General features: G+C 59.9%; 26 protein-coding genes. 15 read left to right on the top strand and 11 right to left on the bottom strand.

Annotated elements, in window-relative coordinates:
- Window positions 1–119 precede the first annotated feature (119 nt).
- The 4 genes from BLU01_RS01520 to BLU01_RS01505 all read left to right on the top strand — a co-directional run bounded on the left by BLU01_RS01520 (window position 120) and on the right by BLU01_RS01505 (window position 3,943).
- Window positions 120–1,547 carry an iron-containing redox enzyme family protein gene (locus BLU01_RS01520; protein ID WP_092269881.1) on the top strand — a complete coding sequence of 476 codons (1,428 nt, stop codon included), beginning with the start codon at window positions 120–122 and terminating at the stop codon, window positions 1,545–1,547.
- Window positions 1,544–2,518, top strand: a complete 975-nt coding sequence (locus BLU01_RS01515; protein ID WP_092269878.1) for a methyltransferase — start codon at window positions 1,544–1,546, stop codon at window positions 2,516–2,518. The genes BLU01_RS01520 and BLU01_RS01515 overlap by 4 nt, the downstream gene beginning before the upstream one ends.
- A gap of 49 nt (window positions 2,519–2,567) precedes the next feature.
- A complete protein-coding gene (locus tag BLU01_RS01510) occupies window positions 2,568–2,843 on the top strand; it encodes a hypothetical protein (RefSeq protein WP_092269876.1) in 276 nt (91 codons plus the stop codon).
- Window positions 2,844–2,944: 101 nt separating this feature from the next.
- Window positions 2,945–3,943: a bile acid:sodium symporter family protein gene (locus tag BLU01_RS01505; RefSeq protein WP_092269873.1), complete on the top strand. Its 999-nt coding sequence runs from the start codon at window positions 2,945–2,947 to the stop codon at window positions 3,941–3,943.
- 42 nt (window positions 3,944–3,985) lie between these two features.
- On the opposite strand, the gene BLU01_RS01500 is transcribed toward BLU01_RS01505, so the two are convergent.
- A complete protein-coding gene (locus tag BLU01_RS01500; RefSeq protein ID WP_092269870.1) occupies window positions 3,986–4,633 on the bottom strand; it encodes a TetR/AcrR family transcriptional regulator in 648 nt (215 codons plus the stop codon).
- 129 nt (window positions 4,634–4,762) lie between these two features.
- On the opposite strand from BLU01_RS01500, the gene BLU01_RS01495 reads away from it, so the two are divergent.
- The 3 genes from BLU01_RS01495 (at window position 4,763) to BLU01_RS01485 (ending at window position 7,292) form a co-directional block, all read left to right on the top strand.
- Window positions 4,763–5,980, top strand: coding sequence for an MFS transporter (locus BLU01_RS01495; protein WP_092269867.1), 1,218 nt, complete (start codon window positions 4,763–4,765; stop codon window positions 5,978–5,980).
- Window positions 5,981–6,042: 62 nt separating this feature from the next.
- On the top strand, window positions 6,043–6,270 hold the full coding sequence (locus BLU01_RS01490; protein WP_092269864.1) for a hypothetical protein: 228 nt from the start codon (window positions 6,043–6,045) through the stop codon (window positions 6,268–6,270).
- A 95-nt stretch (window positions 6,271–6,365) separates the two neighbouring features.
- On the top strand, window positions 6,366–7,292 hold the full coding sequence (locus tag BLU01_RS01485; protein ID WP_092269860.1) for a Gfo/Idh/MocA family protein: 927 nt from the start codon (window positions 6,366–6,368) through the stop codon (window positions 7,290–7,292).
- Window positions 7,293–7,295: 3 nt separating this feature from the next.
- Here the strand turns inward: BLU01_RS01485 and BLU01_RS01480 are convergent, their stop codons facing one another.
- On the bottom strand, window positions 7,296–7,763 hold the full coding sequence (locus BLU01_RS01480; protein WP_092281408.1) for a metallophosphoesterase family protein: 468 nt from the start codon (window positions 7,761–7,763) through the stop codon (window positions 7,296–7,298).
- A gap of 240 nt (window positions 7,764–8,003) precedes the next feature.
- Between BLU01_RS01480 and BLU01_RS01475 the strand changes: the two genes are divergently transcribed.
- Window positions 8,004–8,699 carry a tRNA (adenine(22)-N(1))-methyltransferase gene (locus BLU01_RS01475; RefSeq protein WP_231987123.1) on the top strand — a complete coding sequence of 232 codons (696 nt, stop codon included), beginning with the start codon at window positions 8,004–8,006 and terminating at the stop codon, window positions 8,697–8,699.
- Here BLU01_RS01475 and BLU01_RS01470 read toward each other — a convergent pair.
- On the bottom strand, window positions 8,680–9,588 hold the full coding sequence (locus BLU01_RS01470) for a LysR family transcriptional regulator (protein WP_092281406.1): 909 nt from the start codon (window positions 9,586–9,588) through the stop codon (window positions 8,680–8,682). The genes BLU01_RS01475 and BLU01_RS01470 overlap by 20 nt on opposite strands.
- A gap of 143 nt (window positions 9,589–9,731) precedes the next feature.
- On the opposite strand from BLU01_RS01470, the gene BLU01_RS01465 reads away from it, so the two are divergent.
- Together BLU01_RS01465 and BLU01_RS01460 are read left to right on the top strand one after the other, a co-directional pair.
- Window positions 9,732–10,889 (top strand): aldo/keto reductase, encoded by a 1,158-nt coding sequence (locus BLU01_RS01465; RefSeq protein ID WP_157720133.1) that lies wholly within the window; start codon window positions 9,732–9,734, stop codon window positions 10,887–10,889.
- Between the two features lie 459 nt (window positions 10,890–11,348).
- On the top strand, window positions 11,349–12,752 hold the full coding sequence (locus tag BLU01_RS01460) for an MFS transporter (protein ID WP_092269854.1): 1,404 nt from the start codon (window positions 11,349–11,351) through the stop codon (window positions 12,750–12,752).
- 176 nt (window positions 12,753–12,928) lie between these two features.
- On the opposite strand, the gene BLU01_RS01455 is transcribed toward BLU01_RS01460, so the two are convergent.
- Window positions 12,929–14,152, bottom strand: a complete 1,224-nt coding sequence (locus tag BLU01_RS01455; protein ID WP_092269851.1) for a zinc-dependent alcohol dehydrogenase — start codon at window positions 14,150–14,152, stop codon at window positions 12,929–12,931.
- A 273-nt stretch (window positions 14,153–14,425) separates the two neighbouring features.
- On the opposite strand from BLU01_RS01455, the gene BLU01_RS01450 reads away from it, so the two are divergent.
- Genes BLU01_RS01450 through BLU01_RS01440 form a run of 3 tightly spaced genes read left to right on the top strand, consistent with a single transcriptional unit; the run spans window position 14,426 to window position 16,337 of the window.
- Window positions 14,426–15,076: a hypothetical protein gene (locus BLU01_RS01450; protein WP_092269848.1), complete on the top strand. Its 651-nt coding sequence runs from the start codon at window positions 14,426–14,428 to the stop codon at window positions 15,074–15,076.
- On the top strand, window positions 15,076–15,507 hold the full coding sequence (locus BLU01_RS01445) for a phage holin family protein (protein ID WP_092269845.1): 432 nt from the start codon (window positions 15,076–15,078) through the stop codon (window positions 15,505–15,507). Before BLU01_RS01450 ends, BLU01_RS01445 begins: the two co-directional genes overlap by 1 nt.
- Window positions 15,504–16,337 (top strand): DUF3618 domain-containing protein, encoded by an 834-nt coding sequence (locus BLU01_RS01440; RefSeq protein ID WP_092269843.1) that lies wholly within the window; start codon window positions 15,504–15,506, stop codon window positions 16,335–16,337. Before BLU01_RS01445 ends, BLU01_RS01440 begins: the two co-directional genes overlap by 4 nt.
- 246 nt (window positions 16,338–16,583) lie before the next feature.
- Here the strand turns inward: BLU01_RS01440 and BLU01_RS01435 are convergent, their stop codons facing one another.
- The 4 genes from BLU01_RS01435 to BLU01_RS01420 form a co-directional block, all read right to left on the bottom strand.
- Window positions 16,584–17,762: a cystathionine gamma-synthase gene (locus BLU01_RS01435; protein WP_092269840.1), complete on the bottom strand. Its 1,179-nt coding sequence runs from the start codon at window positions 17,760–17,762 to the stop codon at window positions 16,584–16,586.
- Entirely contained in the window at window positions 17,759–19,135 is a 1,377-nt protein-coding gene (locus BLU01_RS01430) for a pyridoxal-phosphate dependent enzyme (RefSeq protein WP_092269837.1), read from the bottom strand. The genes BLU01_RS01435 and BLU01_RS01430 overlap by 4 nt, the downstream gene beginning before the upstream one ends.
- A 212-nt stretch (window positions 19,136–19,347) precedes the next feature.
- Complete coding sequence (locus tag BLU01_RS01425) at window positions 19,348–21,648, bottom strand: FdhF/YdeP family oxidoreductase (RefSeq protein ID WP_092269834.1); 2,301 nt, start codon at window positions 21,646–21,648, stop codon at window positions 19,348–19,350.
- Window positions 21,649–21,791: 143 nt separating this feature from the next.
- Entirely contained in the window at window positions 21,792–22,190 is a 399-nt protein-coding gene (locus tag BLU01_RS01420; RefSeq protein WP_092269830.1) for a RidA family protein, read from the bottom strand.
- A gap of 137 nt (window positions 22,191–22,327) precedes the next feature.
- On the opposite strand from BLU01_RS01420, the gene BLU01_RS01415 reads away from it, so the two are divergent.
- Window positions 22,328–23,254 carry a LysR family transcriptional regulator gene (locus BLU01_RS01415; protein ID WP_092269827.1) on the top strand — a complete coding sequence of 309 codons (927 nt, stop codon included), beginning with the start codon at window positions 22,328–22,330 and terminating at the stop codon, window positions 23,252–23,254.
- Window positions 23,255–23,760: 506 nt separating this feature from the next.
- On the opposite strand, the gene BLU01_RS01410 is transcribed toward BLU01_RS01415, so the two are convergent.
- The 3 genes from BLU01_RS01410 to punR form a co-directional block, all read right to left on the bottom strand.
- Entirely contained in the window at window positions 23,761–23,958 is a 198-nt protein-coding gene (locus tag BLU01_RS01410) for a helix-turn-helix transcriptional regulator (protein WP_092269824.1), read from the bottom strand.
- Entirely contained in the window at window positions 23,955–24,329 is a 375-nt protein-coding gene (locus tag BLU01_RS01405) for a hypothetical protein (RefSeq protein ID WP_092269820.1), read from the bottom strand. The genes BLU01_RS01410 and BLU01_RS01405 overlap by 4 nt, the downstream gene beginning before the upstream one ends.
- Before the next feature lie 66 nt (window positions 24,330–24,395).
- Window positions 24,396–25,316, bottom strand: coding sequence for a DNA-binding transcriptional activator PunR (gene punR, locus BLU01_RS01400; RefSeq protein WP_092269817.1), 921 nt, complete (start codon window positions 25,314–25,316; stop codon window positions 24,396–24,398).
- 122 nt (window positions 25,317–25,438) lie between these two features.
- Between punR and punC the strand changes: the two genes are divergently transcribed.
- Window positions 25,439–26,638, top strand: a complete 1,200-nt coding sequence (gene punC / locus BLU01_RS01395) for a purine nucleoside transporter PunC (RefSeq protein ID WP_092269812.1) — start codon at window positions 25,439–25,441, stop codon at window positions 26,636–26,638.
- Window positions 26,639–26,656: the final 18 nt, after the last annotated feature.

The following is a 26,656-nucleotide window of genomic DNA, read 5'->3' as shown; positions in this document are numbered from 1 at the left end:
ATGTGCCGTCTACCGGGCAGTCGTGAAATTCAATGAATCTTCCGAACTGGCGTGAATCGTAAGAATTAGAGCGGCACAAAGCCGCGATTCTTTTGGATTTGATACTGCCAGGTAAACCTATGACACTCCTTCAGACCCTTACAGGCACGCCAGTAGGTCATCCGGTGGTAGCCGACGCCAACCAGACCAAGGCCATTTACGAAGCCTTGATGCAGCCGAGCGAAAAACTGCGCGAGGTCGATGTGGTGGATTTCCTGCAACAGCAGTTGGCCCTCGCTGACCACGAAACCTGTGACGTGCCGGCCATGCCGGAACACCTTGAAGACTGGATCGGCCAAGGTGTCGGCAAAGTCGCCGAGCAATATGCCGCTTACTTGAAAGAACGCCATGCCGGCGCGCCGCGCCGATTCTTCGCCGGCCGCAGCCATGCGATGTACTTCCTGCAGCATGTGGCCCCGACCAAACTGGTTGATGGCGCCTGGCTATATGGGATGTTGCCGCATTGGGCGGACTATCGTTTTCACGGCTTGATTCGCACTTACCTCGAAGAGCTGGGCGATGGCGATCCGGCGCTCAATCATGTGTCGTTGTATAAAAAGTTGGTTGCCGACGTTGATTGCGACCCCGGCTACACGCTGGAGGACGAGTATTACCTGCAAGGCGCGATTCAACTTGCGCTCGGCCAGCACGGCACCGAATTCCTTCCTGAAGTCATTGGCTACAACCTCGGTTACGAACAACTTCCGCTGCACTTGTTGATCACTTCTTTCGAGCTGAATGAACTGGGAATCGACCCGTATTACTTCAGCCTGCACGTGACGATTGATAACGCCAGCACCGGGCATGCGCGCAAAGCGGCGCAGAGTGTGTTGTCGCTGATGCCGATGGGTGCCGAGCGCGACGACTTCTATCGTCGGGTGATTCAGGGCTACAAACTTAATGAATTGGGGGTTTGTTCGACCTCGATCATCAAGTCGTTCGATCTTTATCAAGAAGTGGTGGCGATGCTGGAACGCAAGCGGACGTTCGGCCAGCACATGCATTCCGACTATTGCCGTCTCGAAGGCCTGACCATAAACGAGTGGCTGGCCAAACCCGAGCAGATCCCCGGTTTCCTTGATGCTTTGCTGAAGAAAGGCTGGATCCGCCGGCATGAAGACCCGGCCAACAGTCGTTTCTGGAAGTTGATCGATGGCGCCGGTGCGCCGATGTTCGGGGTGTTCTCCGAATACGAAAAACAATTGCTCTGGGATTGGATCGCGGGCGATCGCCTCGTTGAGGAAAGCGCTGGCGTTACGTCCAATGCATTCCGCTTCCAGTTCCGCAGCAAGAGTGCCGCGCAACAGGAATTGCCGTCCTCGGTAGAGCAAATCGACCCGGACTTGCAGGGTTTGATCAGCGCGCTGAAACGCTGTGCGGCTGGCGAGAAAATGTCGTTGCTCAAGGACTTCATGTGTCCCGCCATGCACGCCACACCAGCGGGGCTGTATGCCACGCGCGAGTTCGTCAAAGTGATGAGCGAGAACATCAAAGGACTGCACGCATGAGCGGCCAGGATCCAGCGCTAGTGCAAAGTTCGACTGACTTGCGGGCATCGTTGTTGCAGTTGGGTCAGCTGTTAAAGAACAGCGGCTATACGTTCGTCACGCCGACGCCATTAACCCATCAGCGGGTCAACGAGCGCCCGGAAAATGCCCTCGGCGAAACCCTTCGAGACGCGTTTGGCTGGAACAGGTTCTTTGAATCGGGCTTGTTGAACCGCGAAGAAGAGGGCGCGCTGATTGAAAATGGGCTGCTGCAATATGACGGCTCGCGCCTGAAGAGTGCAGTCAGATGGTCGTCGCTGGATGGCTTGTTACTGGTGCATTCGGCATTCCCGACCACGGCGGAAGACTCGGTGTTCTTTGGTCCTGATACTTATCGATTTGCCCAGTCTATTCAGCGTCATCTCGCCAGCAATCGCCACGCAATCAAACGTGCGGTAGATATCGGTTGCGGAACCGGCGCCGGGGCGTTGTTGATTGCCAAAGCTGAAACCCAGGCCGAAGTGCTTGCGGTAGATATCAATCCGAAAGCGCTGGGTTTCACCGAAGTGAATGCAGAACTTGCCGGCCTGAGCAATGTGCGTTGCCGCTCCAGCAATGTGCTTAACGACGTGGACGGCGAATTTGATCTGATTGTCGCCAATCCGCCTTACATGAAGGACGCGAAAAAACGCGCTTATCGCCATGGTGGTGATTCGCTCGGCGCGGACTTGTCTGTACGCATAGTTCGCGAGTCGATCGAGCGCTTGTCCGTCGGCGGTTCGTTGTTGCTGTATACCGGCGTCGCCATCGTCAACGGTGAAGATCCGTTTCTCGCTGCGATGCACGAGTGCCTGGATAACCAACAGCTCGATTGGAGTTACCGCGAACTCGACCCGGATGTGTTTGGCGAAGAATTGCTGGTGCCAGGTTATGAAGTTGTCGATCGAATCGCCGCTGTGGAGTTGATCGTCACGCCACGCGGGAAACATTAATTATTGGTTTAGCGCTGTCAGTGCAGTTGCTCTTTTACTGGATACCGTCATGAACTCATTCAAGAACCTGCTGACCCCGGAACAAGAACACAGACTTTGTGCGCTGGATGCGTGGCACCAAGCGCTGGATAACTGTTCGCTGCGCAGGGAATGCCCGGATGCTTATCATGAAGAATTGCTGCGCCAGGCTGATGAAATGGATCGTCAGGGCATTGTTAACTGGGAAGAGTGGCGTGATTTGCGCGTAGAAGCGGATGCCGCTTACATGCGCGCCGTGGCGGGCGGCGATTATCACGGGGTGGCGAATTCGGTCACTTCGATTTAGGCCTGTCCGTTTGGCGCTATACCCTGGGTTATTGGCGTTAGTCGGTCATGTTACTGGCGCGTAGAGTGAGCGCACTGTTCCCGGCGCCCGGATAAACCCAGATGACCCGTCCCCGTTTTTTACCCGATAACTTCACCCTTACGCTGATTGGCGTGGTGCTTCTGGCCAGTTTCCTGCCCGCCAGTGGTCAAGTAGCCGTCGGTTTTGGCTGGTTGACCAACATCGCCATTGCGCTGTTGTTCTTCCTGCATGGTGCCAAACTGTCGCGTGAATCGATCATTGCCGGGGCAGGGCATTGGCGCCTGCATTTGCTGGTGTTCAGCCTCACTTTTATCCTGTTCCCGATCATCGGGTTCGCCCTTAAACCGCTGCTTTCGCCGCTGATCGGCGACGATCTGTACATGGGCATGCTCTACCTCTGCGCGCTGCCCGCGACGGTGCAGTCGGCGATTGCCTTTACTTCACTGGCGCGCGGTAACGTCCCTGCGGCGATCTGCAGTGCGGCGGCATCGAGCCTGTTCGGGATCTTTCTCACGCCGTTGCTGGTGACGTTGCTGCTGGACGTGCACGGCGACGGCGGCTCGACCATCGACGCCATTCTGAAAATCAGCGTGCAATTGTTGCTGCCATTCGTGGCCGGACAAATCGCGCGGCGCTGGGTCGGCAACTGGGTGGCGCGTAACAAGGGTTGGCTGAAATTCGTCGATCAAGGCTCGATCCTGCTGGTGGTCTACGGCGCGTTCAGCGAGGCGGTGAACGAAGGCATCTGGCATCAGATTCCGCTGTGGCAACTCGCCGGGCTGGTGCTGGTGTGCTGCATCGTGCTGGCGCTGGTGCTGCTGGCGTCGTCCTTGCTGGGCAAGGTCTTCCGCTTCAATCAGGAAGATCGCATCACCATTCTGTTCTGCGGCTCAAAGAAGAGCCTCGCGACCGGCGTGCCGATGGCGCAAGTACTGTTCGCCGGCAGCACGCTGGGCGTGTTGATCCTGCCACTGATGCTGTTCCACCAAATTCAGCTGATGGTGTGCGCGGTGCTGGCGCAGCGTTACGCCAATCGCCAAGAGTCGGTGGCGGAAATGATGGGGCAGGTGGATCCGTGATGGCGCTTTAGGTTTCTGGTTGATTCATCAGGTTTCAGGCACTTATACGGCGACTACCGGCGTCACCTCTGGCTGCACGGTTGCTGCGGTGATATCCCATGTCTGCAGAATCTGCGTGATGGCCGCGTCGATGACTTCATGCGCGACATTGTCCCGGGCGAGAATCGAAATGCCCTGCAAGAAGCTGTCGAACACCGTGGCCATCGCCGGCGCGTGGACAGTGGCGGGCAGATCACCGGCCGCGATCCCGCGCTCGACGCACGATTGCAGGCCTGCACGAGTGCGCTCGCGGGACTGCGTCAGGGCATCGGTGACCCGCGCGTTTTCCGGGCTGGGCGCGCTCATGACACCCAGAGCGACCATGCACCCCTTCGGATGCCCATCCTCACATTGCATACGCGCGGACTGGCGCAACGCGCGCTCGATTGCCTGCCGGGGTGCAAGGCTTTCGTCCCACAAACATTGCGTGACCTGGGCGAAGGTCGTCAGATAACGCTGCACGCACTCGGCGAACAATGCCTCTTTGGAGCCGAACGCCGCATAAAAACTCGGCGCGGAAATACCGCCACCCAGCCCGGCCTTCAACTGGGCGAGGGACGTCGCGTCATAACCATGCTGCCAGAACAGGTGCAACGCCTGCTCCACGGCTTGATCGCGGTCAAAATTGCGGGGGCGACCCATCTGCGCCATGTCCTGACTCCTGTGAAAGTTGAGATAAATACTAGTCGATACATAAGTCGTTGACAACGAGCGACGTCTTCCCGCAACATTTATATCGATCAGTATTTAAGTCTGAACAACTTTAATCAGGAGCACCCCTTGACCGCCTCGATAACGTTATCCGCAACGCCCGACCGGCTACCCATCGGCGCTTTGCTCGCGCTGGCCATGACCGGTTTCATCTGCATCGTCACCGAAACATTGCCCGCCGGCCTGTTGCCGCTGATCAGTGAGGGCCTGGCGATCTCGCCCTCGATGGCCGGACAAATGGTTACTGCTTATGCGTTGGGATCGGTGGTGGCGGTCATCCCGATGACCATCGCCACGCGCGGATGGCGCCGACGCAACGTGTTGCTGCTGACCATCGTCGGTTTCTTGCTGTTCAACTCGATCACCGCGTTGTCGTCCCACTACGGCGTGACGCTGGTGGCGCGCTTCTTCGCGGGTGTCGCAGCGGGGTTGGCCTGGAGCCTGTTGGCCGGCTACGCCCGGCGGATGGTTGCGCCCGAGCAACAGGGCAAGGCGCTGGCGCTGGCGATGGTCGGAACGCCGATCGCCCTGTCGCTGGGGGTGCCGCTGGGTACTTGGCTGGGAGGGCTCGTCGGTTGGCGCACGACGTTCGGGATGATGTCCGGATTGACCTTGGTGTTGATCGCCTGGGTGTTGCTGAAAGTCCCGGATTACCCGCCGCAAGCCGCGCATCAGCGCCGCTCGCTGCGCGCAGTGCTGACCACGCCGGGCGTGCGGCCCGTGCTGGCCGTGGTGATCAGCTGGATGTTGGCGCACAACATTCTGTACACCTTCATCGCACCGTTCGTGGCTCCGGCGGGTTTGGGCAGCCAGGTTGATCGGGTGTTGTTGGTGTTTGGTGTCGCCGCGCTGGCAGGCATTTGGCTGACCGCAAAACGCGTCGAGCTGTCGTTGCGCGCAACCGTGCTGGCGAGCCTGGCCGCACTCGCGGCCGTGTGTCTGGCGTTTGCTTTGGCAGGCAGCGGGCCGCTGGTGATCTATGTTGGCGTGGCAGTGTGGGGGCTGAGTTTCGGCGGCGCGGCGACGTTGTTGCAGACGGCATTGGCGGACGCTGCAGGTGATGGCGCGGATGTCGCGTTGTCGTTGAATGTCGTGGCGTGGAACAGCGCAATCGCAGGGAGCGGCGTAGTCGGCGGCGTCATGCTCGACAAGTGGGGCGCAGGTTCTTTTCCGTGGACGATGTTGCTGCTGACCGGGTTGGCATTTGCGATTGTCTGGTGCGCGCGAGCCCACGGGTTTCGACCGGGTCCACGTGCATCACGTCATGCCAAACAGCCGCTGGGTTGAACTATAAACTGACCGACAAGTCAGGATAATCAGCTGCATTCCTTCCACATCGAGGATCAACCATGCATACCTTCACCCTGGAATACCTGTTTAACGGCGAGCCGCGCACCCAGGCTTTTGAATTCAAGCAGTCGCAGTTGTCCGTGCATGACGCGGCGATGCACTTGCTGCAACTGCATTTCGGGGACAGCGAAAACAGCCTGATCATGCCGACTGCCGACGCGACACCGGAAGAGATTCTGGCCCAGGCCGAGTTGGTCGGAATCACCCGCATACGGGTCGTCGACTGACCGCAGGAACGGCACCTGATCAATCGCCCCATCTGGCGACGTGGGGCGATTGCCTGTTAGCTTAGCCGGCTAAAACAAAAAATCAGGAGTCATCGATGCATCCGATTCGTCTAGGTCTGGTGGGCTACGGCAAGATTGCCCAGGATCAACACGTTCCCGCCATCCATGCCAACCCGGCGTTTCAGTTGGTGGCTGTCGCAACGCAAGGACAGCCGTGCGCCGGGGTAGAGAATTTTCTGTCCCTGAGCGAGTTGCTTGAGAAAGGTCCGCAGGTCGATGCGATTGCCTTTTGCACGCCGCCGCAAGGGCGATTCGCGTTGGTCCAACAAGCGCTGGCCGCCGGCAAACATGTGCTGGTAGAAAAGCCGCCCTGCGCCACGTTGGGTGAGGCCATGGCGCTGGTCGATCAGGTTGCAGCGCAGGGCGTCAGCGGCTTGTTCGCCTGGCATTCGCGTTACGCGCCGGGCATCGAGACTGCGCGTGACTGGCTCGCTTCGCGCACCCTGCAAAGCGTGCAAATCGACTGGAAAGAAGACGTGCGCAAGTGGCACCCCGGCCAGACCTGGATCTGGCAACCGGGTGGTCTGGGCGTGTTCGATCCGGGCATCAATGCCTTGTCGATCGCCACGCATTTGCTGGCGCTGCCGCTGTTCGTCGAGTCCGCCGAACTGCGCGTGCCGAGCAACTGCCAGTCGCCGATCGCCGCATCGATCAAAATGTCCGACGCGCGCCAACTGGATGTCCGCGCGGAGTTCGATTTCGATCACGGTCACGACGAACTCTGGAGCATCGAAATCCGCTGCACCGAAGGCGTCCTGCGCCTCGACAACGGCGGTGCGTTGTTGAGCATCGACGGCGTACGCCAAGCGGTGTCGGAGGAGGGCGAATACGCCGCGGTGTACCGGCATTTCCAACAGCTGATCAGCGACCAGGCCAGCGACCTCGATGTGCAACCATTGCGCTTGGTAGCGGACAGCTTTTTCGTCGGCAGTCGTGCGGCGGTTGAGCCGTTTTACGACTGAGCTTCAGTCCGCAGGGTCGAGCAAATGCACCAGGCGCGGCTCGATGGCGTCGTCCCGAACCTCCAGTAATGCCAGCGTCACCGGCAACTTGAAGCGTCGCGGCCCGGCGCTTCCGGGGTTGATGTAAAGGCGTTCACCGCGCCACTCGATGCAGGGTTTGTGCGAGTGGCCGGTGATCACCAGTCGCGTCTCGGGCGCAAGATTGGCCGGGACGTCGGCGATGTCGTGAACCAGCAAGGTCTGCCAGCCGTTGAGATCGAAAGTCAGCACGTCAGGGATCTCCGCCGCCCACGCCGATTTCAAATCGTTGTTGCCGCGCACCACGTGGACCGGGGCGATGGCGACGAGTTGCGCGAGGATCTCGGCATTGCCGATATCACCGGCGTGGATGATCTGCTCGCAGCCTTGCAGCGCGGCAATCGCTTGCGGCCGGAGCAGGTTGTGCGTGTCGGAAATGATCGCGATTTTCATGAGATGCGCAATACCTGGCTGGAAACTCTGTAGGAGCAAAGCTTGCTCGCGATTGGCATTCGACATCGATGCTGAATGTTCAGCCGTCATCGCGAGCAAGCTTTGCTCCTACAGGGACTGTGTTTCGGTGCCGAAATTCAAGGCGTTTGTCGCATAAAGTTGACACGCCCGACATTGCTCGACAGAGTCGCGCCCCGATCCGGCCGGTGTGTCGGCGTCCGTGGTGAAAAGGAATTGCAGTTGAACGAACACACATTGTCGATGCGCCTTGAGCGTGTCGCGGCGCATGTGCCTGCGGGGGCGCGGCTGGCTGATATCGGCTCGGATCACGGCTACTTGCCGGTGGCGTTGATGCGCCGAGGTCTGATCGCGGCGGCGGTGGCGGGAGAGGTGGCGTTGACGCCGTTCAATGCAGCGCAGCGCACCGTGCGCGAGAGCGACCTCGATGCGCAGATCAGCGTGCGCCATGCCAGCGGCTTGGCGGCGATCGAGCCCGGCGATGCGATCAACGCGATCAGCATCTGCGGCATGGGCGGCGAGACCATTCGCGACATCCTCGACCGCGGCAAATCGCGCCTCAGCGGCAATGAACGGCTGATCCTCCAACCCAATGGCGGCGAGCAGCCGTTGCGCCAATGGCTGATGGACAACGGCTACCGAATCCTCTGCGAAGAACTGCTGCGGGAAAACCGATTCTACTACGAAATCATCGTCGCCGAACGCGCCGAACCGGTGACCTACAGCGCCGAAGAACTGTACTTCGGACCTTTGCAAATGCAGGCCCGCCGCCCGGAATTTCTCGACAAGTGGCAGCGCATCCTGCGCGAGAAGCACAAGACCTTGAGCGGTTTCGCCAAGGCGCGGCAGGCCGTGCCGGCGTCGACGCTGGAAGAAATCTCGCTGCAGGCGCGGTGGATTACCGCGCTGCTGGCGTGAGATTAGAACGCAATATTTCCAGCAACAGCCTGAACGCCGGTTTGGACTGGCGGCGGCTCGGATAATAGAGGTGGTAGCCGCTGACCATCGGGCACCAGTCTTCGAGGACGCGCACTAGCCGGCCGGCCTCGATATGTTGCTCGACGATATCTTCCGGGAGATGAGCAAGTCCGACTCCGGCAAGGGCGAAGTCCAGCATCAGCGGCACCGTGTTGCAGATCAGCTGACCTTCCGCCCGGACTTTCAGCTCATGCCCATTCTTGGCAAACGGCCACGACCACAATCCCCCCGATGTCGGCAAACGCAGATTGATGCCGATGTGCGCGGTCAAATCGTGCGGCGTTTTTGGTGGCGGTCGACGCGCAAAATACGCCGCAGAACCGACCACCGCTTGACGAAAGTCAGGGCCGATGCGCACCCCGATCATGTCTTTGGCCACCTGTTCGCCAAGGCGAATTCCTGCGTCGTAGCGCTGTTCGACAATGTCGACCAAACCGTAGTTGTCGTTGATTTCGACGCTCACCTGCGGGTAGTCGAGCATCAGTTGGCCGACTGCCGGCGCCAGAATAGTCGCCGAGGCGTGCTCGACGGAAGTGATGCGCAAGTTGCCCGCCGGTTTGCCGCTCAATTCTTCAAGGTCGGCGAGCCCGGCTTCAATCCCGTCGAAGTGCGGCGCGATGGTCCCGATCAAGCGCTCGCCGGCATCGGTGGGCGAAACGCTGCGGGTGCTACGGGTCAGCAATTGCACGCCTAATCGGCTTTCGAGCTTGCGAATGGTGCGGCTCAGCGCCGGTTGCGATACGCCCAATTGGGCGGCGGCTTTGGTGAAGCTGCGCTCGCGTGCCACCGTCAGGAACGCTGCCAGATCGTTGACGCTGTCCCGCATGATTGATACCCCAGGGTTATAAGTACGTTCCGAACATATCATCTAATCATTTGTGGGAGGCACTGTTAGATTGGCCGCACATTGACGTCGGGGCGCATTTGACCGCACTCGGCTCGGCCAGCGGCAGCACAGATTCAGGAGTGATTATGGGCAGCGATAAACCGGTTGGCGTATGCACTTTGCTGGGACGCCGCGACTTCATCACCAAAGCCGCACTCGCGGGGGCGGCTTTGGCCGTTGGACATTCAGCCTGGGCAGGGTCTGCTGTCCAGCCCACCGTCATCACCGAGGCCAAAAACCCCAACCCAGGAACAGCAAACATGAACAAGCGTCATTTGGGCAATTTGCAGGTGTCGGCCATCGGCGCCGGCTGCATGAGTATCAGCGCCAACTACGGCCCGCCCGCCGACATCGAGCAAGGCATCCACACCCTGCGAACGGCGTTCGAGCAAGGCGTGACCTTCTTCGACACCGCCGAGGTGTACGGCCCTTACACCAACGAAGAATTGCTCGGTAAAGCGCTCAAACCATTCCGCGATCAGGTGAAAATAGCCAGCAAATTCGGCTTTGCGATTGACGGCACCATCGGGCTCGATAGCCGTCCGCAGCACATTCGCAAAGTCGTCGAGCAATCGCTAAAGCGTTTGCAGACCGATCGCATCGACCTTTACTACCAGCATCGCGTCGATCCGAATGTGCCGATCGAAGACGTCGCCGGAACGATCAAGGATTTGATCGCCGAAGGCAAAGTCGTGCATTTCGGCCTGTCTGAAGCCAGTGCGAAAACCCTGCGCCGCGCCCATGCCGTGCAGCCGGTGACGGCCATTCAGTCCGAATATTCGTTTTTCTGCCGTGACCCGGAGCGCAACGGCGTGCTCGCCGCGTGCGAAGAATTGGGCATTGGTTTCGTGCCGTGGGCGCCGTTGGGGGAGGGCTTCCTGACCGGCACCATGGACGCCAATACCCGATTCGATCCGGCGACCGATTTCCGTGGCAGCTTCCCGCGCATGTTCCCCGAGAACATGACCGCGAACATGCCAGTGGTGGAGATCCTGCGCCAAGTCGCCGCTGCCAAGGGAGGCACGCCGGCGCAAGTGGTGCTGGCGTGGTTGCTGGCGCAGAAACCCTGGATTGTGCCGATCCCCGGCACGCGCAGAGTCGATCACCTGACGGAAAACCTCGGCGCACGGGGTGTGCAGTTGACCGCCGCAGATGTGGCGGCGATGGAGGAGCAATTCGCGCAACTGACGGTGCACGGCGAGCGCATGTCCGAAATGCACATGCAGCAAATCGACCGTAGTTGATATGCGTCGTCGTACAACAAATTTTTTGTTTTCGATGCGTGTTCAGGGACTGAAGACTGCACCAGTTAACGCCTTGCAGCCAATGCCTGGCATGCGCAAAGTCAAATAATCCGATGGCCGTTCGATGACGAACGGCCATTTTTCCAATTGACAGCCGACTATTCATCTCGATATAAAAGGCGCAGTTGTACGACGATAGACGATATTGAGTCTGTTACACACTAAAAATAAAAAAGAGTGTCGGCCTATCATGAATCCAACCTGCGTCCTCGCCTCGCTGAACGCCGCCCCCAGCGGTTCGCACCTGACGGCTTGCCACTGCGCCCAGTCAGGCCCGCCCCACACGCCATAGCACTTGCACCGCATCGACTCCGGCCATTGCGCCTGGAGCGCCTGTGCCTGCACGCTCTCACCGGTTGTCGAGAGCTCATCACCCTAGTCCAATAATAAAGTGATGCTATGAATCTGAACGAGCCCATCAATGCGCAACGCGTCGGCCAAGCCGTAGGCAACTATCGCTGGACGATCTGCGCGCTGTTGTTTTTTGCAACCACCGTCAACTACCTCGACCGCCAGGTGCTCAGCCTGTTGGCGCCGGGTTTGTCGACGGAATTTGGCTGGAGCAACTCCGACTACGCCAACATCGCGTCGGTGTTCCAGTTTGTGTATGCGATTTCCATGTTGTTCGCCGGTCGCGTGGTCGACAGAATCGGCACCAAAACCGCGTTTGTCGTGGCGATCGGGATCTGGTCGACGGGTGCGGTCATGCACGCGTTTTCGGTGCCGATGGGCGAGGGCATTGCCGCGGTGTGCAGCGCGTTCGGCCTCGCGGTGATTCCGGTGTCGATTGCCGGTTTCATGTTGTCGCGGGCGGTGCTGGCGATTGGCGAGGCGGGTAATTTTCCGATCGCGATCAAAGCGACTGCCGAATATTTCCCGAAGAAAGAACGCTCGTTCGCCACCGGCATTTTCAACTCCGGGGCCAACGTCGGCGCGATTCTGGCACCGATTTGCGTACCGTTGATTGCCGGCCTGTGGGGCTGGGAAGCGGCGTTTATCGTGATCGGCATGTTGGGTTTTGTGTGGTTGGCGGTGTGGATCGCGCTGTATCAGAAACCTGAGCAGCAGAAGCGCTTGTCGGCGGCAGAACTGGCCTACATCCGCAGCGACGAACCGGTGCAAGTGATCGCCACCCCGGTGTCCGATGCGCCGGCGAAAAAAGTCTCGTGGTTCAAGTTGCTGACCTATCGCCAGACCTGGGCGTTTGCTTTCGGCAAGTTCATGACGGACGGCGTGTGGTGGTTTTTCCTGTTCTGGCTGCCGACGTACCTGTCCGCGCAATACGGCATGAAAGGCCCGGACATCGTTATTCCGTTGGCCGTGCTGTACAGCATGACCATGGTCGGCAGTATCGGCGGTGGCTGGTTCCCGAGCTACTTCATGTCACGCGGCGACAAACCGTATGACGGCCGCATGAAAGCCATGCTGGTGATCGCACTGTTCCCGTTGGTGGTGTTGCTGGCGCAGCCGTTGGGCTATATCAGCTTCTGGATTCCGGTGTTGTTGATCGGTATCGGCGCCTCGGCGCACCAGGCGTGGTCGTGCAACATCTTCACCACCGTGTCCGACATGTTCCCGCAGAAAACCGTGGCTTCGGTCGTCGGCATCGGCGGCATGGCCGGTGGTTTGGGTGGTGTGGTGATGACCAAGATCGGTGGCTGGGTGTTCGACTATTACAAGTCGATCAACGACATTCATACCGGCTACATGATCATGTTTGCGATCTGCGCCGTGGCGTACCTGGTGGCGTGGAGCGTGATGAAAACGCTGGTGCCGCGTCACAAGGAAATTACTGATCTCTGAATGAAGTTGGCGGTGATGGCCTGATCGCGAGCAGGCTCACTCCTACATGGGTCGGTGGTGTGCACGAAATCTGTGAACGGCACCGATCCCCTGTAGGAGCGAGGCTTGCCCGCGAAGCTTTTGGCGTATTTGAAGGCACCTTCGCGGGCAAGCCTCGCTCCTACGGTTCGGCGTTATCAGGACGCCAGCGCCCCAAACGGGCCGTCGCTGTCCGGCAAGGCAATCGCCGCATCCCCCGGCGTGAGGATGACTTTGCGGCACTCGTCCTCTTTCTTGTCGAACATCTTGTAGCCTTCAGCCGCCTGTTCCAGCGACATCCGGTGGCTGATGATGACCTCCGGCGCGAGTCGCCCGGTCTCGATGTGTTCAAGCAATTCCGGCAAGAATCGCTGCACGTGCGTCTGGCCCATTTTGAACGTCAGGCCCTTGTCGAACGCATCACCAAACATGAAGCCGTGGATAAACCCGGAATAAACCCCCGGCACACTCACCGTCCCGCCACGCCGCACGGCAGCGATGCACTGACGCAACGCCTTGCCGCTGCCACCCTCGAGTTTCAGCGTCGCGAGCACCGTTTCGGTGGTGCTGCCCTTGGCTTCAAAACCCACCGCATCCACCACGCCGTCGACACCGCGCATGCCTTTGGTCTGGCGAATAATCGTGTCCGCCGGGTCATTGTCTTCATCGAAGTTGATCGGGATCACCCCGTAGGTTTTCTGCGCATACGCCAAGCGATACGGGTGGTGATCGACCATGAAAATCTGCTCGGCACCGAGCATCCGCGCGCACGCGGCGCTCAACAATCCCACAGGCCCGGCGCCGAAAATCGCCACGCTGGAGCCGCTGCCGATACCGGCGTTGGTCACCGCTTGATAGGCCGTCGGCAAGATGTCCGAGAGAAACAAAACCTTCTCGTCGGATAACGTCCCCGGCACTTTGAACGGCCCGGTATTGGCTTTAGGCACGCGCACGTATTCAGCCTGGCCGCCGGGAATCCCGCCGTACATATGGCTGAAACCAAACAGCGCGGCGCCGGACGGAATCGACTTTTTATTGATGATCGCGCCGCGCCCGGTGTTGGTGGTTTCACACGCGGCGAACAGGTCCATTTCGCAGAAGAAACAACTGCCACAGGCAATCACGAACGGGATCACCACGCGGTCGCCGGGTTGCACGGCGGTTACCGCGGAACCTGCTTCCTCGACGATGCCCATGAACTCGTGGCCGAAGATATCGCCGTGTTCCACCGTGGGGATTTTCCCGCGATAGAGGTGCAAGTCCGATCCGCAGATCGCCGTCGCCGTGACCCGCAGAATGATGTCATTGCTGTCGAGGATTACCGGGTCGGGAACAGTGTCAACTTTGACGTCGTTCGCACCGTGGTAGGTGAGTGCTCTCATGATGTCCTGCTCCCTTCATTGCGGATTTCTGGATGGTAAGTGGGAGAGGCGCATTGGCGATTGGAAGTTCAAGCCAGTTGCCGACAACTGGGACTAGCGGTCCTCCGTGACCAATTTCGCCAACCGTGAAGGGTCATGCGTCCGACTTGTTGTGTCGCTCATCATTTTCTTGGAACTCCCGGCAACGGCGCTTCGTCATCATCAATAAGGGCAGCTGCGGCTGATTCGTGGCAGACCCGAAAACGCTTGTTAAATCGCAAGGCGAGGGTAGCCATGAATACTTCAGATAACAGGGCTGGGACGCAGGCCGAGGGTCAGGGCAATGCAAAGCCTGAACAGCAATTTGATCACTTGAAAGAGGATGTCACCGAGGTGCTCGGCAATGCCCGGCAACAGGCGGATGCGCAATTCGGGCAATACCGCGACAGCGCTGCGGAGCAAATCGAGGCCTTGGCCCAAGGGGCAAAATCCTTCGTTTCCGGCATGGAAGACAAGGACGCTTTGGGCATGTCCGACTACCTCGCGGATGTCGCCGAGTCGATGAGCGGGCTGGCGAAAAATCTGCGCGGCAAGAGCGCCGAACAACTGCTGCACGACGGCGCCGAACTGGCGCGCAATAACCCGGCATTGTTTGTCGCCGGCAGCATTGCGCTGGGCTTCGGTTTGTCGCGTTTCCTCAAAGCAGGCACCAGCGCAGCGGCGACGACGACCAGTGAAAAGGATCCGGCTGCCGGGCATTCCGTGCCGCCCGCATCGGGCTTCGGCGCCCAGCGCCCTTATGAAACGTCCGTGCCTTCGCGCGCCGAGCCAAACCCCGGTCTGGCCACCGGCGGCACGCCCGCAGCACCGAGCGAGTACGAACATCCGTCGGACTTCGCGACAACCCAGCCACCGATCTCGCCAGCCAATCGAGGAGAACTGTGATGAACAAGCAAGATACCGAATTGCCGGGTTCAAGACCGCTGCCAGCGGCGGAACAGGACGCTTCGATTGTCGGGTTGTTGCGACAGTTGTCCCACGAAGTGCCGGTGCTGTTTTCCAAGGAACTGGCGTTGGCCAAGGCTGAATTCCAGGCCAGCCTCACCACGCTCAAGGCAGGCGTGGCGGCGGTCGCCGGCGGCGCGATTGTGTTGCTTGCCGGTTTGATCATCTTGCTGATGTCGGCGGTGTACGGGCTGAGCATGTTCATGGCGCCATGGCTGGCTGCGCTGATCGTCGGCGTGGTGGTGATGATCATTGGCTTCACCATGTTGCAGTCGGGCAAGAAGCAATTCGAGCCGTCCCATTTCAAGCCGGATCGCACGCTGGATGCCTTGAATAAAGACCAGGAAGCGCTGCGCAGGAGAGTGTCATGAACCGCGAATTTGAAGCTGAAGCAGGCAAGAGTCCGGAAACCATCGAGCGCGAAATCGATGCGCAACGGGCAAGCATTGGCCACATCGTCGACGCGCTGGAAAGCAAGTTCACGCCGGGGCAGATGTTCGATCAGGCGCTGGGCATGATGCAAAGCAACGGCACCACGTTCCTGACCAATCTGGGCACCAGCGTGCGCAATAATCCGGTGCCGGCGGTGCTGACCTCGGTGGGATTGTTATGGCTGATGGTCAGCCAGAATCGCCCGCCAACCGCGCGGCCCGGTTATCGCGTCGGGCCGGATCAAAACACTGCCAGCGAATGGGCCGACGGCCTGGCGGACGGCATTGATGGCGCGCGCGACCGACTGCATCAGGCAGGCGATTCGCTGAAGGACGGTTATCAATCGTTGAAGGACAAGGCCGCCAGCACGGGTGATCGCCTCGGCGCTGCCAGCGAAAACTTCAGCCATGCCGCGCACGATGCCGGCGAAAAACTGCGGCGCAATTCGCAGGTGGTGGGGCAACAATTGACCAACCTGCTGCAGGAACAACCGCTGATGGTCGCGGCCGCAGGCATCGCGTTTGGCGCGCTGCTGGGCGCGGCGTTGCCATCGACTACGGTTGAGCGTCGTTATCTGGGCAAGACCAGCGCGGACTTGGCCGATAAGGTCAAACATCAGGCGCAGGAGGGGTTTGAAGCGGTGCGCGATACGGTGACAAGGACCACCGAACACACCGATCCCGAAGCGAAACCGCAAACGGAGCCTCGGGTGAATCCAGTTAATCCGGGTAATCCGGCGGATTTGTCGCAAGGGCTGGGTACTTCATAAAGCCAAAAAAAGGGGACAGATCACTGTCCCCTTTTCACCTACTGACAAACCATTCTCCCAGCCAACACGAATCCCCTGTAGCAGCTGGCGAAGCCTGCGTTCGGCTGCGCAGCAGTCGCCATTTGTTTTGCGCGAGTTTTTTCTGACACACCACAGTGACTGGTTTCGCGACTGCTGCGCAGCCGAACGCAGGCTCCGCCAGCTGCTACAAGGTGTTGTGGTGGGGCTTGTCTATTTCACTTTTGCTTAAATCGTCGCCAACGCCTGCGCCAGATCTGCGCGCAGATCTTCTACGTCTTCGACGCCCACCGACAGGCGCACCAAGCCGTCACCAATGCCCAACTGCGCCCGGGTTTCCGCCGGAATACTTGCGTGGGTCATGATCGCCGGGTGCTCGATCAAACTCTCAACGCCGCCCAGACTTTCCGCCAACGCGAAAATCTTCACGTTCTCCAGAAAGCGTTTCGAACCGGCCAAGTCTGTGTTCAGGTCCACCGAAATCATCCCGCCAAACCCGCGCATTTGCCGCTTAGCCAACTCGTGCTGCGGATGCGACGGCAGCCCCGGGTAATAGACCCGCGACACCTGCGGCTGAGATTCCAGCCATTGCGCCAGTTCCAGCGCGTTGCTGCAGTGGCGCTCCATGCGCAGTGCCAACGTTTTCACGCCGCGCAAGGTCAGAAAGGCGTCAAACGGACCGGAAATTGCGCCGACCGAATTCTGCAAAAAGCCCAGGCGTTCAGCCAGGTCCGGGTTGTTGCCGACAACAGCGATGCCGCCGATCACATCAGAGTGGCCATTCAGGTATTTGGTGGTCGAGTGCACGACGATGTCGAAACCCAACTCCAGCGGCCGCTGAATCCACGGGCTGGCGAAGGTGTTGTCGGCGACGCAGATAATGCCGCGGGCGCGGCAGACGCGGGCGATGGCGGCCAGATCGGTCAGGCTCAACAGCGGGTTGCTCGGGGTTTCGACCCAGACCATCCGCGTGTCGTCCTGCAGCGAGGCTTCGAACGCCGACAGGTCGGTCAGGTCAACGTAGCTGAAACTGTGCCCGGCGCTGCGTTGGCGCACTTTGTCGAACAGACGGAAAGTGCCGCCGTACAAGTCATTGCCGGAAACGATGTGCGAACCGGCATCGAGCAGTTCGAGCACGGTGGAAATCGCTGCCAGCCCGGAAGCAAACGCGAACGCCTGGGTGCCGCCCTCAAGGTCGGCGACGCAGCGCTCCAAAGCAAAGCGCGTCGGGTTGTGCGAGCGCCCGTAATCGAGGCCTTTGTGCACGCCGGGGCTCGATTGCAGGTACGTTGAGTTAGCGTAGATCGGCGGCATCAGCGCCCCGGTCGACGGGTCTGGAACCTGGCCCGCGTGGATCACCCGAGTGGCGAAAGCGCGTGGCGCGCCGGTTTCATCGTGTTGACTCATGTAAGGGATCTCCGTAAATGGTTGAGCAAATCGACGCGCGTAATCAAACCGTGGAAGCCCGCCGCGTCGGCAATGATCGCCACCAGTCCGCGATCAAGTTCGGCTTGCAGTTGTGCCAGACTGGCGCTCGGCGGCAAGGTTTGCAACTTGCCGGTCATGGCGCTGGCGACGGTCATGCGAAAGTGCGAGGCGTCTTCCTGCATGCCGAGGAGGATATCCGACTCGTCGATCACCCCGACCAGTTGCTGCCCGTCGACCAGCACCGGCAGTTGCGAAACGTCCGCCAGGCGCATGCGCTGGAACGCCGTGAGCAAGGTGTCATCCGGGCCGACGCTGATTACCCGGCCGTCCTCGAAACGCCGCGCGATCAAGTCGCGCAAATCGCCGTAATGTTTGTATTTGAGCAGGCCCTGATCGTTCATCCATTGGTCGTTGTAGACCTTCGACAGATAACGCGTGCCGGTGTCGCAGACGAACGTGACCACGCGCTTCGGCTCGGTCTGCTCGCGGCAATAACGCAGGGCTGCGGCGAGCAACGTGCCGGTCGATGAACCGCCGAGAATGCCCTCGGCGCGGAGCAATTGGCGCGCGTGATCGAAGCTTTCTTCGTCGCTGATCGAGTAGGCGTGGCGCACGCTGGAGAGGTCGGCAATCGACGGAATAAAATCTTCGCCAATGCCTTCCACCGCCCACGAACCGGGCGTGCCGAGGGTGCCGGTGCGGCTGTATTCGGCCATCACCGAGCCGATGGGGTCGGCGAGAACCATTTGCAGATTCGGTTGTACGCGCTTGAAGAAACGGGTGAGGCCGGTCAACGTGCCGGCCGACCCGACGCCGACCACAATCGCATCGAGGTCATGCTGGGTTTGCGCCCAGATTTCCGGCGCGGTGCTGCATTCGTGGGCCAGCGGGTTCGCCGGGTTATTGAATTGGTCGGCGAAAAACGCGTCGGGAATGTCCTTGGCCAAACGCGCGGCGACGTCCTGGTAATACTCGGGATGACCCTTGCCGACATCGGAGCGGGTGATGTGCACTTCGGCGCCCATGGCTTTGAGGTGCAAGACCTTCTCGGTGGACATCTTGTCCGGCACCACCAACACCACCCGATAACCCTTGGCGCGCCCGACCAGCGCCAGGCCCAAACCGGTGTTGCCGGCGGTGGCTTCAACGATGGTGCCGCCGGGTTTGAGGCGACCGTCGCGCTCGGCGGCGTCGATCATCGCCAGGCCGATGCGGTCCTTGATCGAACCGCCGGGGTTCTGCGATTCGAGTTTGAGAAACAGCGTGCACGGCCCGGTATCAAAGCGGCTGACGCGCACCAGCGGCGTATTGCCGATCAGTTCGAGCACGGCGGGGCGGGTGTTGTTTGGCATGTCTTCACCTCCTGTGGATTTGCACTGGATGGCCAGCCATTGATAGCAAAACGCTGCTGATCACTGCCTGGCAAATCTGCCTACGACCATAGGCCGGGATGTCCTCAGCCGCAAGCAACTGCACCCTGTAGGAGCGAGGCTTGCCCGCGAAGGCGCCGTGTCAGTCAACATCATTGTTGCCGGTAGAACGCTTTCGCGGGCAAGCCTCGCTCCTACAGGGGTTGGGTGGATGCCGGGCTCAGGCGGATCGGCACGGATTTCGCGGCGGGGACTTTGCTGCGTTCGGCGTGGTGCCACAGCGGCACCAGCGGATTGCATTCGGGGTAATACGCTGCCGCGCAGCCCTCGGGAATGTCATACGCGACGATCTCCAACGGCCCGACCTGACGCTTCACTTCGGGCTCTATCGCCGTGGTCAGCAACACCCGTTGGCCGACCTTGAAGCCCAGCCGCGCGATGTCATTGCAGTGCATGAAAATCACTTCACGCGTGCCGCTGATCCCACGGAAACGGTCTTCATAGCCATAAATGGTCGTGTTGAATTGATCGTTGCTGCGCAGCGTCATCAGTTGCAGGACATCGCGCGGGATGTCGCCGGGGCTGACGTCGTCATCCTCATTCAGCGTGCTTGGATTGATGAACTGCGCCTTGCCGCTCTCGGTCAGCCATTCGCGTTTGGCCACCGCAATGGGTCGATGGAAACCGCCGGGTTCGGCCATGCGCGTTTCCATGTCGTGGAAGATGTGCGGGTAGGTTTTGGCGATGGCCGAGCGCACGCGCGAATAGTCGCTGCTCCAGCCCAGCCAGTCGATGGAACTGGCGGAGGGCAGGGCGGCCGTGGCCAGGCCGGCGATGATGCTCGCCTCCGCGCGCACGTGCGGGCTGACCGGCTCGGCGCTGCCATGCCAGCCGTGGATGCAACCGGTGCTGTCCTCGGTGGCCCAGGTTTGCGCGACGCCGTTTTGCCGGTCGATCTCGATGCGGCCCAGGCACGGCAGCAACCATTGATTCTGCGCGGGGACCAAGTGCGTACGATTGAGTTTGGTGGCGATCTGCACGTTCAGTTCAAGCGATTGCCACGCCGGCTCCATGCGCGAAGTGTCGGGAATCGCCCGCAGGAAATTACCGCCCAGACCAATAAAACCGCGCACTTGCCCGGCGAGAATGCCTTCGCAGGCATCCACCGTGCATAAGCCCATTTGCTCCGGCACCTTGAAACCGAATTGCTCCTCGATCAAATCGACCGGGACTTTTTTCGGGTCTTCGGTAATGCCCACCGTGCGTTGACCTTGCACATTGGAATGCCCGCGCACCGGGCAAATCCCGGCGCCCGGTTTGCCGAAATTGCCGCGCATCAGCAGCAGGTTCACCAGCATTTGCACGTTCTGCACACCATGCCGGTGCTGAGTCATGCCCATGCCGTAAATAAACATCACCCGTTCACTCTGCGCGTACACCGTCGCCGCCGCTTCCAGCGCGCCCCGGCTCAAGCCGGATTGGCGTTCGATCTGTTGCCAGTGACAGCCGCGAACCATGCTCGCGAAGGCGTCGAAACCCTGGGTGTGTTCGGCGATAAAAGCGTGATCGAGAATGGTCGACGGCGCGCGATCCTCCATGTCCAGCAACACCTTGGCCAGGCCGATCAGCGCTGCCGTGTCGCCGCCAATCGCCACTTGGTGGTATTGGGTGCTGATGAGGGTCGATGCCGGCGTGAGCATCTCGATGGGGGACTGCGGATTGACGAAACGCTCCAGGCCGCGCTCGCGCAAAGGGTTGAAGGTGATGATCGGCACATCGCGTTTGCGCACGTCCTGCAATTGATGAAGCATGCGCGGCGCGTTGCTGCCGACGTTCTGGCCGAAGAAAAACAGGCAATCGGTGTGCTCGAAATCGTCCAGCGTCACCGTGCCGACCGGCACGCCGATGCTTTCCTGCAAACCCACCGAAGTGCTTTCGTGGCACATGTTCGAGCTGTCGGGCAGGTTGTTGGTGCCGTAGGCGCGGGCGAACAACTGGTACATGAACGAGGTTTCCAGCGAGGCGCGCCCGGAGGCGTAAAACACCACGCTGTCGGGCTGCATCGTCTGCAACTGCGCGCCGATCTCGCGATAAGCCTCGTCCCAGGATGTTTCCTGATAACGGTCGCTGGCCGCGTCGTAACGCAGCGGATGAGTCAGCCGCCCGTGCTGCTCCAAATCGTAATCGGGCCATTGCCGCAGTTCGGTGAGGGTGTGCCGGGTGAAGAACGCCGGGTCGGTTTTCAGCGACGTCAGCTCCCATGCAGTGGCCTTGGCGCCGTTCTCGCAAAACTCCAGCGCGTGCGGCCGGCCGGGCTTGGCCCAGGCGCAACTGACACAGGCGAAACCATCCGGTTTGTTCTGTTTGAGCAACGCCACCGAACCTTTGGCAAACGCCTGTTCGCGCCAGAGGATTTTCATCACCGATTGCGCCGAACCCCAGCCGCCGCTCGCGTGGGTGTAGGGGTGAAAATGTTTTTTCGGATGAATGAGCATCGGCCACTCCGGCAGGCTTTATCGGCAAGTTGATAGAGCTAGGACGGGGGCGCGTTTTAAAAGGTTCGAGAAGAATTATGAAAGCCGCCTGCGGCCGATTGGGCGGGGGAGCAGGCTCCCTCGCCGTGGGTTTTGCCTGCGGGTCAGGCGGTTTCCGGCAATTTGGCGATGACCTTGATCTCGAAATCGAAGCCGTACAGCCACGTCACGCCGATGCAGGTCAGTGTCGGGTGCGGCGCGTTACCCCAAAACTCCGGCACCACGGCCCAGACTGCTTCGAAGTTTTTCGCTGGATCGACGATAAATCCCGTGACGTCGATCACGTCGTCGAACGTGCAACCGGCCGCTTCGAGGATCGCATTGAGGTTGGTGAACGCGCGCCGCACTTGGGTTTGCAGGTCCGGTTCCGGCGAACCGTCCTCGCGGCTGCCGACTTGCCCAGAGACGAATAAAAAGCCATTGGATTTGATCGCTGGCGAGTAACGGTTGATGTCGTAAAGTGCCTGGCGTCCAGCGGGGAAAACTACATCGCGCGGTGTCATAACGGTGCCTCCAGAAGTGCATCAGGGTCAGGTCCGACCCGGGTTAACGATGAACCGACTCTAGGCACTTGCGCCGACCCGATAAACCGGCAACCTTAGCCATCACTGTTTGCCAATCCCAAACAATCCGAGGCGATATGGACCGTTTTGACGCGATGCAGGCCTTTGCGCGAGTGGTGGAAACCGGCAGTTTCACCAAGGCTGCCGAGACGCTGCACATGAGCAAAACCAGCGTGACGCAACTGGTGCAGCAATTGGAGGCGCGGCTGCGGGTCAAACTGCTCAACCGCACCACGCGCAAGGTCAACGTGACTGCCGACGGCGCGGTGTTTTACGAACGGGTTCTGCGCCTGCTGGCTGACATGGACGACGCCGAAACCAGCCTGTCGAGCGCCGCCGTATTGCCCCGGGGGCGATTGCGCGTGGACGTGCCGAGCCCGTTGGCGCGGATGATTCTGATGCCGGCATTGCCAGCGTTTCACGCGCGTTACCCGGACATCCAGATCGACATGGGCGTCAGCGATCGCATCGTCGATATCATCGGCGAGAACGTCGATTGCGTGGTGCGCGGCGGCGAGCTTATCGATCAGTCGTTGATGGCGCGGCGAGTCGGCGACCTGCAGCTCGGCGTATTCGCCGCGCCGAATTACCTGGCCCGGCTCGGCACGCCGCTGCATCCACGAGAACTGGAAGATTCCGAACATCGGGTGATTGGTTTCCTCTGGGCCCGCACTGGCCGGGCGTTGCCGTACGCGATGCGCAGCGCCACGGAGCAGTTGCAGATCACCGGCCGCTACGTGCTGGCGGTGGATGACGGCAACGCCTACCTGGCAGCGGGCCTGGCCGGGATGGGGGTTTTCTGGTTGCCGGATTACATGTCCAAGGCGCACGAAGAACGCGGCGAGCTGGTGCGATTGTTTGGGGATTGGCGGCTGGATTCGATGCCGTTGTACGTGGCATTTCCGCCGAACCGGCACATCAGCCTCAAGGTGCGAGTGTTCATTGATTGGATCGCGGAATTGATGGCGCAACACGCACCGATCGTTGCGCCGGACAAGCGCTAGAAAACACATCGCAGGCACGCCAAACCCAAAACCTGTGATCGGGGTGTGTCAGGTGTACCGCGAACGCTGGTTTTGCGACTGCTGCGCAGCCGAACGGGGGCAAGCCCCCTCGCCACAGGGGTTGTGGTGTGGCTGGCTGACTTTGGAGGGCAGGATGGTCCCAACTATCTGTCAATCCTTATCGCAAGCACGCCAAACCCAAAAACCGTGGCGAGCGAGCTTGCTCGCGCTGGGCTGCGCAGCGGCCCCAAAACCTGTGGTCGCGTTTTGTCTGGAGTACCGCGAGCGCTGGTTTTGCGACTGCTGCGCAGCCGAACGGGGGCAAGCCCCCTCGCCACAGAATTTCTGGCAGGCACACAACTGTTTTTGATCTTGTAGGAGCAAAGCTTGCTCGCGAAGCAGGCGCCGCGAAGCATCAGGCTCAGCGCATTACCGCCCATCGCGGGCAAGTCCTGCCCCCGCAGCTATCCGATTCTGCCGACGGTGATTGAGAAGCCTGGTTTCAATCAAAGTGCCTCATCATCAAAGATGCTTTCAATCGGCAATTGAAAAACCCGCGCAATCTGAAACGCCAGCGGCAGGCTCGGATCGTAGCGACCGTTTTCAATCGCATTGATCGTCTGCCGAGAGACGTTCAACAGCGCCGCCAGATCAACTTGCGACCACTTGCGTGCGGCGCGCAGTTCCTTGAGCTGGTTTTTCATTGATAACGACGTCTGGCAACTTGCAAGCCGATGATCCACATCAAACCCATTACCGGCCACACCAGTGTCCATGACAGATGCGGAAAGCCGACATTCTCCAGAAAGCCATAACTGAAGGTCAGCAACGCGGAAGCTGCGAAAGCGAAACCGAGCGCTTCAAGTTGGATGCGCAAGTGCATTTCATCCATCTGCCGAAGATTGCGCACGATCGCCCAGCACATCAGGACCGCCGGCAATACCGGCATCAGCGTAATAACAATGCGCAATGGCATGCCGGCGTTTTCCAGGTGTTGAAGCAGCATTATCGAGCCGATCAACATAATCACGTAGATCGTCAGTGCCGCGCCCAATTCGGTGTAATAGCGTTTCATTTCATCGTCCTGATGTAAAAGGTGCTTTACATACTCGCCGAAGACTTAAAAGATGTAAAGGGAGCTTTACGTATCAGCGCGCTCGCCGTTTAACCATTCCTGATTCATCGTCTCGGCGTCCCCCAGGTAATCGAGCAACCAGGCCATCGCTGGCGAATGCTTGTTCTGGTTCCACGCCACGCACGACGGGCTGGCGGCGAAGGGTCGCTCCAGATTGAGCGCGACCAATTGACCTTGCTCGATCAACGGCATCACCAAGTGCGCCGGCGCCATGCCAACGCACAAACCTTCACCCAGACAATCCAGCGCCGAGGCCCAGTTCGGCGCGACCAGCCGTCGTTGATTGTCCAACGCCCAGGTATCGCGTTTGGGCAGCTGGCGAGAAGTGTCGTTCATGCACAGCGCGGGGTAGGGGCGTAGTTGATCGTCATTCAACGGACCGTTTAGCGCCGCCAGCGGATGGCGGGCGCTGGCGACACACAGCCAATTCAACAGGCCCATGTCGCGGAAGCTGTAGTGACTGGCCACCGGCACCGCGCTGGTGGCGCCGATGACAATGTCGGTGCGCTCGTCGGCGAGGGCATCCCATACGCCGTTAAACACTTCGTAGCCGAGCAGCAACTCGACGTCGGGAAACTGTTTATAAAAATCCAGCACCAATTGCCGGCAGCGCTGCTGTTTAACGATGGCATCCACCGCCACGCGCAGCTGACCGCTCCAGCCATTGGCCACTTGCTGGCAGCGGCGACGGGTGTCAAGCATGGCTTTCATCACGCCGCGTGACTGCTCGATAAACAATTTGCCGGCCGGCGTCAGCTCGACATCGCGATGACGCCGCACAAACAGCGGCACCGCCAGCCATTGTTCGAGCTGGCGCACCGTGTAACTGACCGCCGACGGCACGCGATGCAACTCCTGCGCCGCCGCGCTGAAGCTGCCGTGCCGGGCCACGGCATCAACCACATCGAGGGAATATTCAGACCACATTCACTTGCCTTCAAAAATATTGATAGAAACGTCCAATTATTATCGCTTCACAGTAAAAGCGCATTGCCGATAATGACACGCTGCTAACAAATTATTTGATTGAAGATTCAGTTAGGGCATTGATGAAAAACTCGTTTGGATTCACCTGTTACTTGATTGGGCTGAGCATGCTCGGCTATTTGGGCATGGACATGTACCTGCCGGCGTTCGGCGTGATCGGCAGCGACCTGCATTTATCCGCCGGCGCGGTGGGCGCCAGCCTGAGCATTTTCCTCGCCGGTTTCGCCGTCGGCCAACTGTTGTGGGGGCCGATGTCCGACCGCATCGGGCGCAAACCGGTGCTGTTGATGGGTCTGAGCCTGTTCGCCGTCGGTTGCCTCGGCATGTTCTGGGTCGAAACCGCGGTGCAACTGTGGACTCTGCGCTTCATTCAGGCGATCGGCGTGTGTTCGGCGGCGGTCAGTTGGCAAGCGCTGGTGATCGACCGCTACCCGCCACATCAGGCCAATCGCCTGTTCGCCGCGATTATTCCGCTGATGTCACTGTCACCCGCGCTCGCGCCGCTGCTCGGTGCCTTGCTGCTTAATCACTTTGGCTGGCAGGCGATTTTCACCGTGTTGCTGTGCATCAGCGTCGGTTTGCTGTTGCCCACCGCGCTGCTCAAAGCCACGCCGAAACGTCTGACAGCCAACGGCGAACGTTCACGCATCAGCTTCGGACAAATCCTCAAATCACCGGCGTTCAGCGGCAACGTATTGATCTACGCAGCCAGCTCGGCGGCGTTTTTCGCTTGGCTGACAGCGTCACCGTTCATCCTCGGCGGTATGGGTTACAGCCCCAACGACATCGGCCTGAGCTACGCCTTGCCGACCCTGGGTTTCCTCATCGGTGGCTTCAGTTGCCGCAGCCTGCTGCAACGCATCAGCGGTAACCTGATGTTGCCGTGGCTGATCCTCGCGTACTGCGTGAGCCTGGTCGCGCTGTACCTGGTCGCGACGCTGACCACGCCGACATTGACCACCTTGCTGATCCCGTTTTGCCTGATGGGATTGGTCAACGGTGCCAGTTTCCCAATCATCGTGACGAATGCTCTGACGCCATTCTCGGAAAACTCCGGCAAAGCGGCGGCTTTACAGAACGCATTGCAACTGGGTCTGTGCTTTGCCGCGAGCCTGCTGGTGTCGACGTGGATCGAGCGGCCGCTGGAAATCGCCGTGGTAGTGATGCTCGCGACCGTGCCGATGGCGCTGTTGGGCTATTGGATTCAGCGGCGCAAATGCGTCCAGGTTCAACAGTTCGGGCAACCCGAAAAAACCCACTGACAAACCTGTAGCAGCTGG

The sequence above is a fragment of the Pseudomonas prosekii genome (assembly GCF_900105155.1).
Lineage (GTDB): Bacteria > Pseudomonadota > Gammaproteobacteria > Pseudomonadales > Pseudomonadaceae > Aquipseudomonas > Aquipseudomonas prosekii.
The sequence above is the reverse complement of the archived record's forward strand: the minus strand, read 5'-3'. Positions and strand labels throughout refer to the sequence as shown.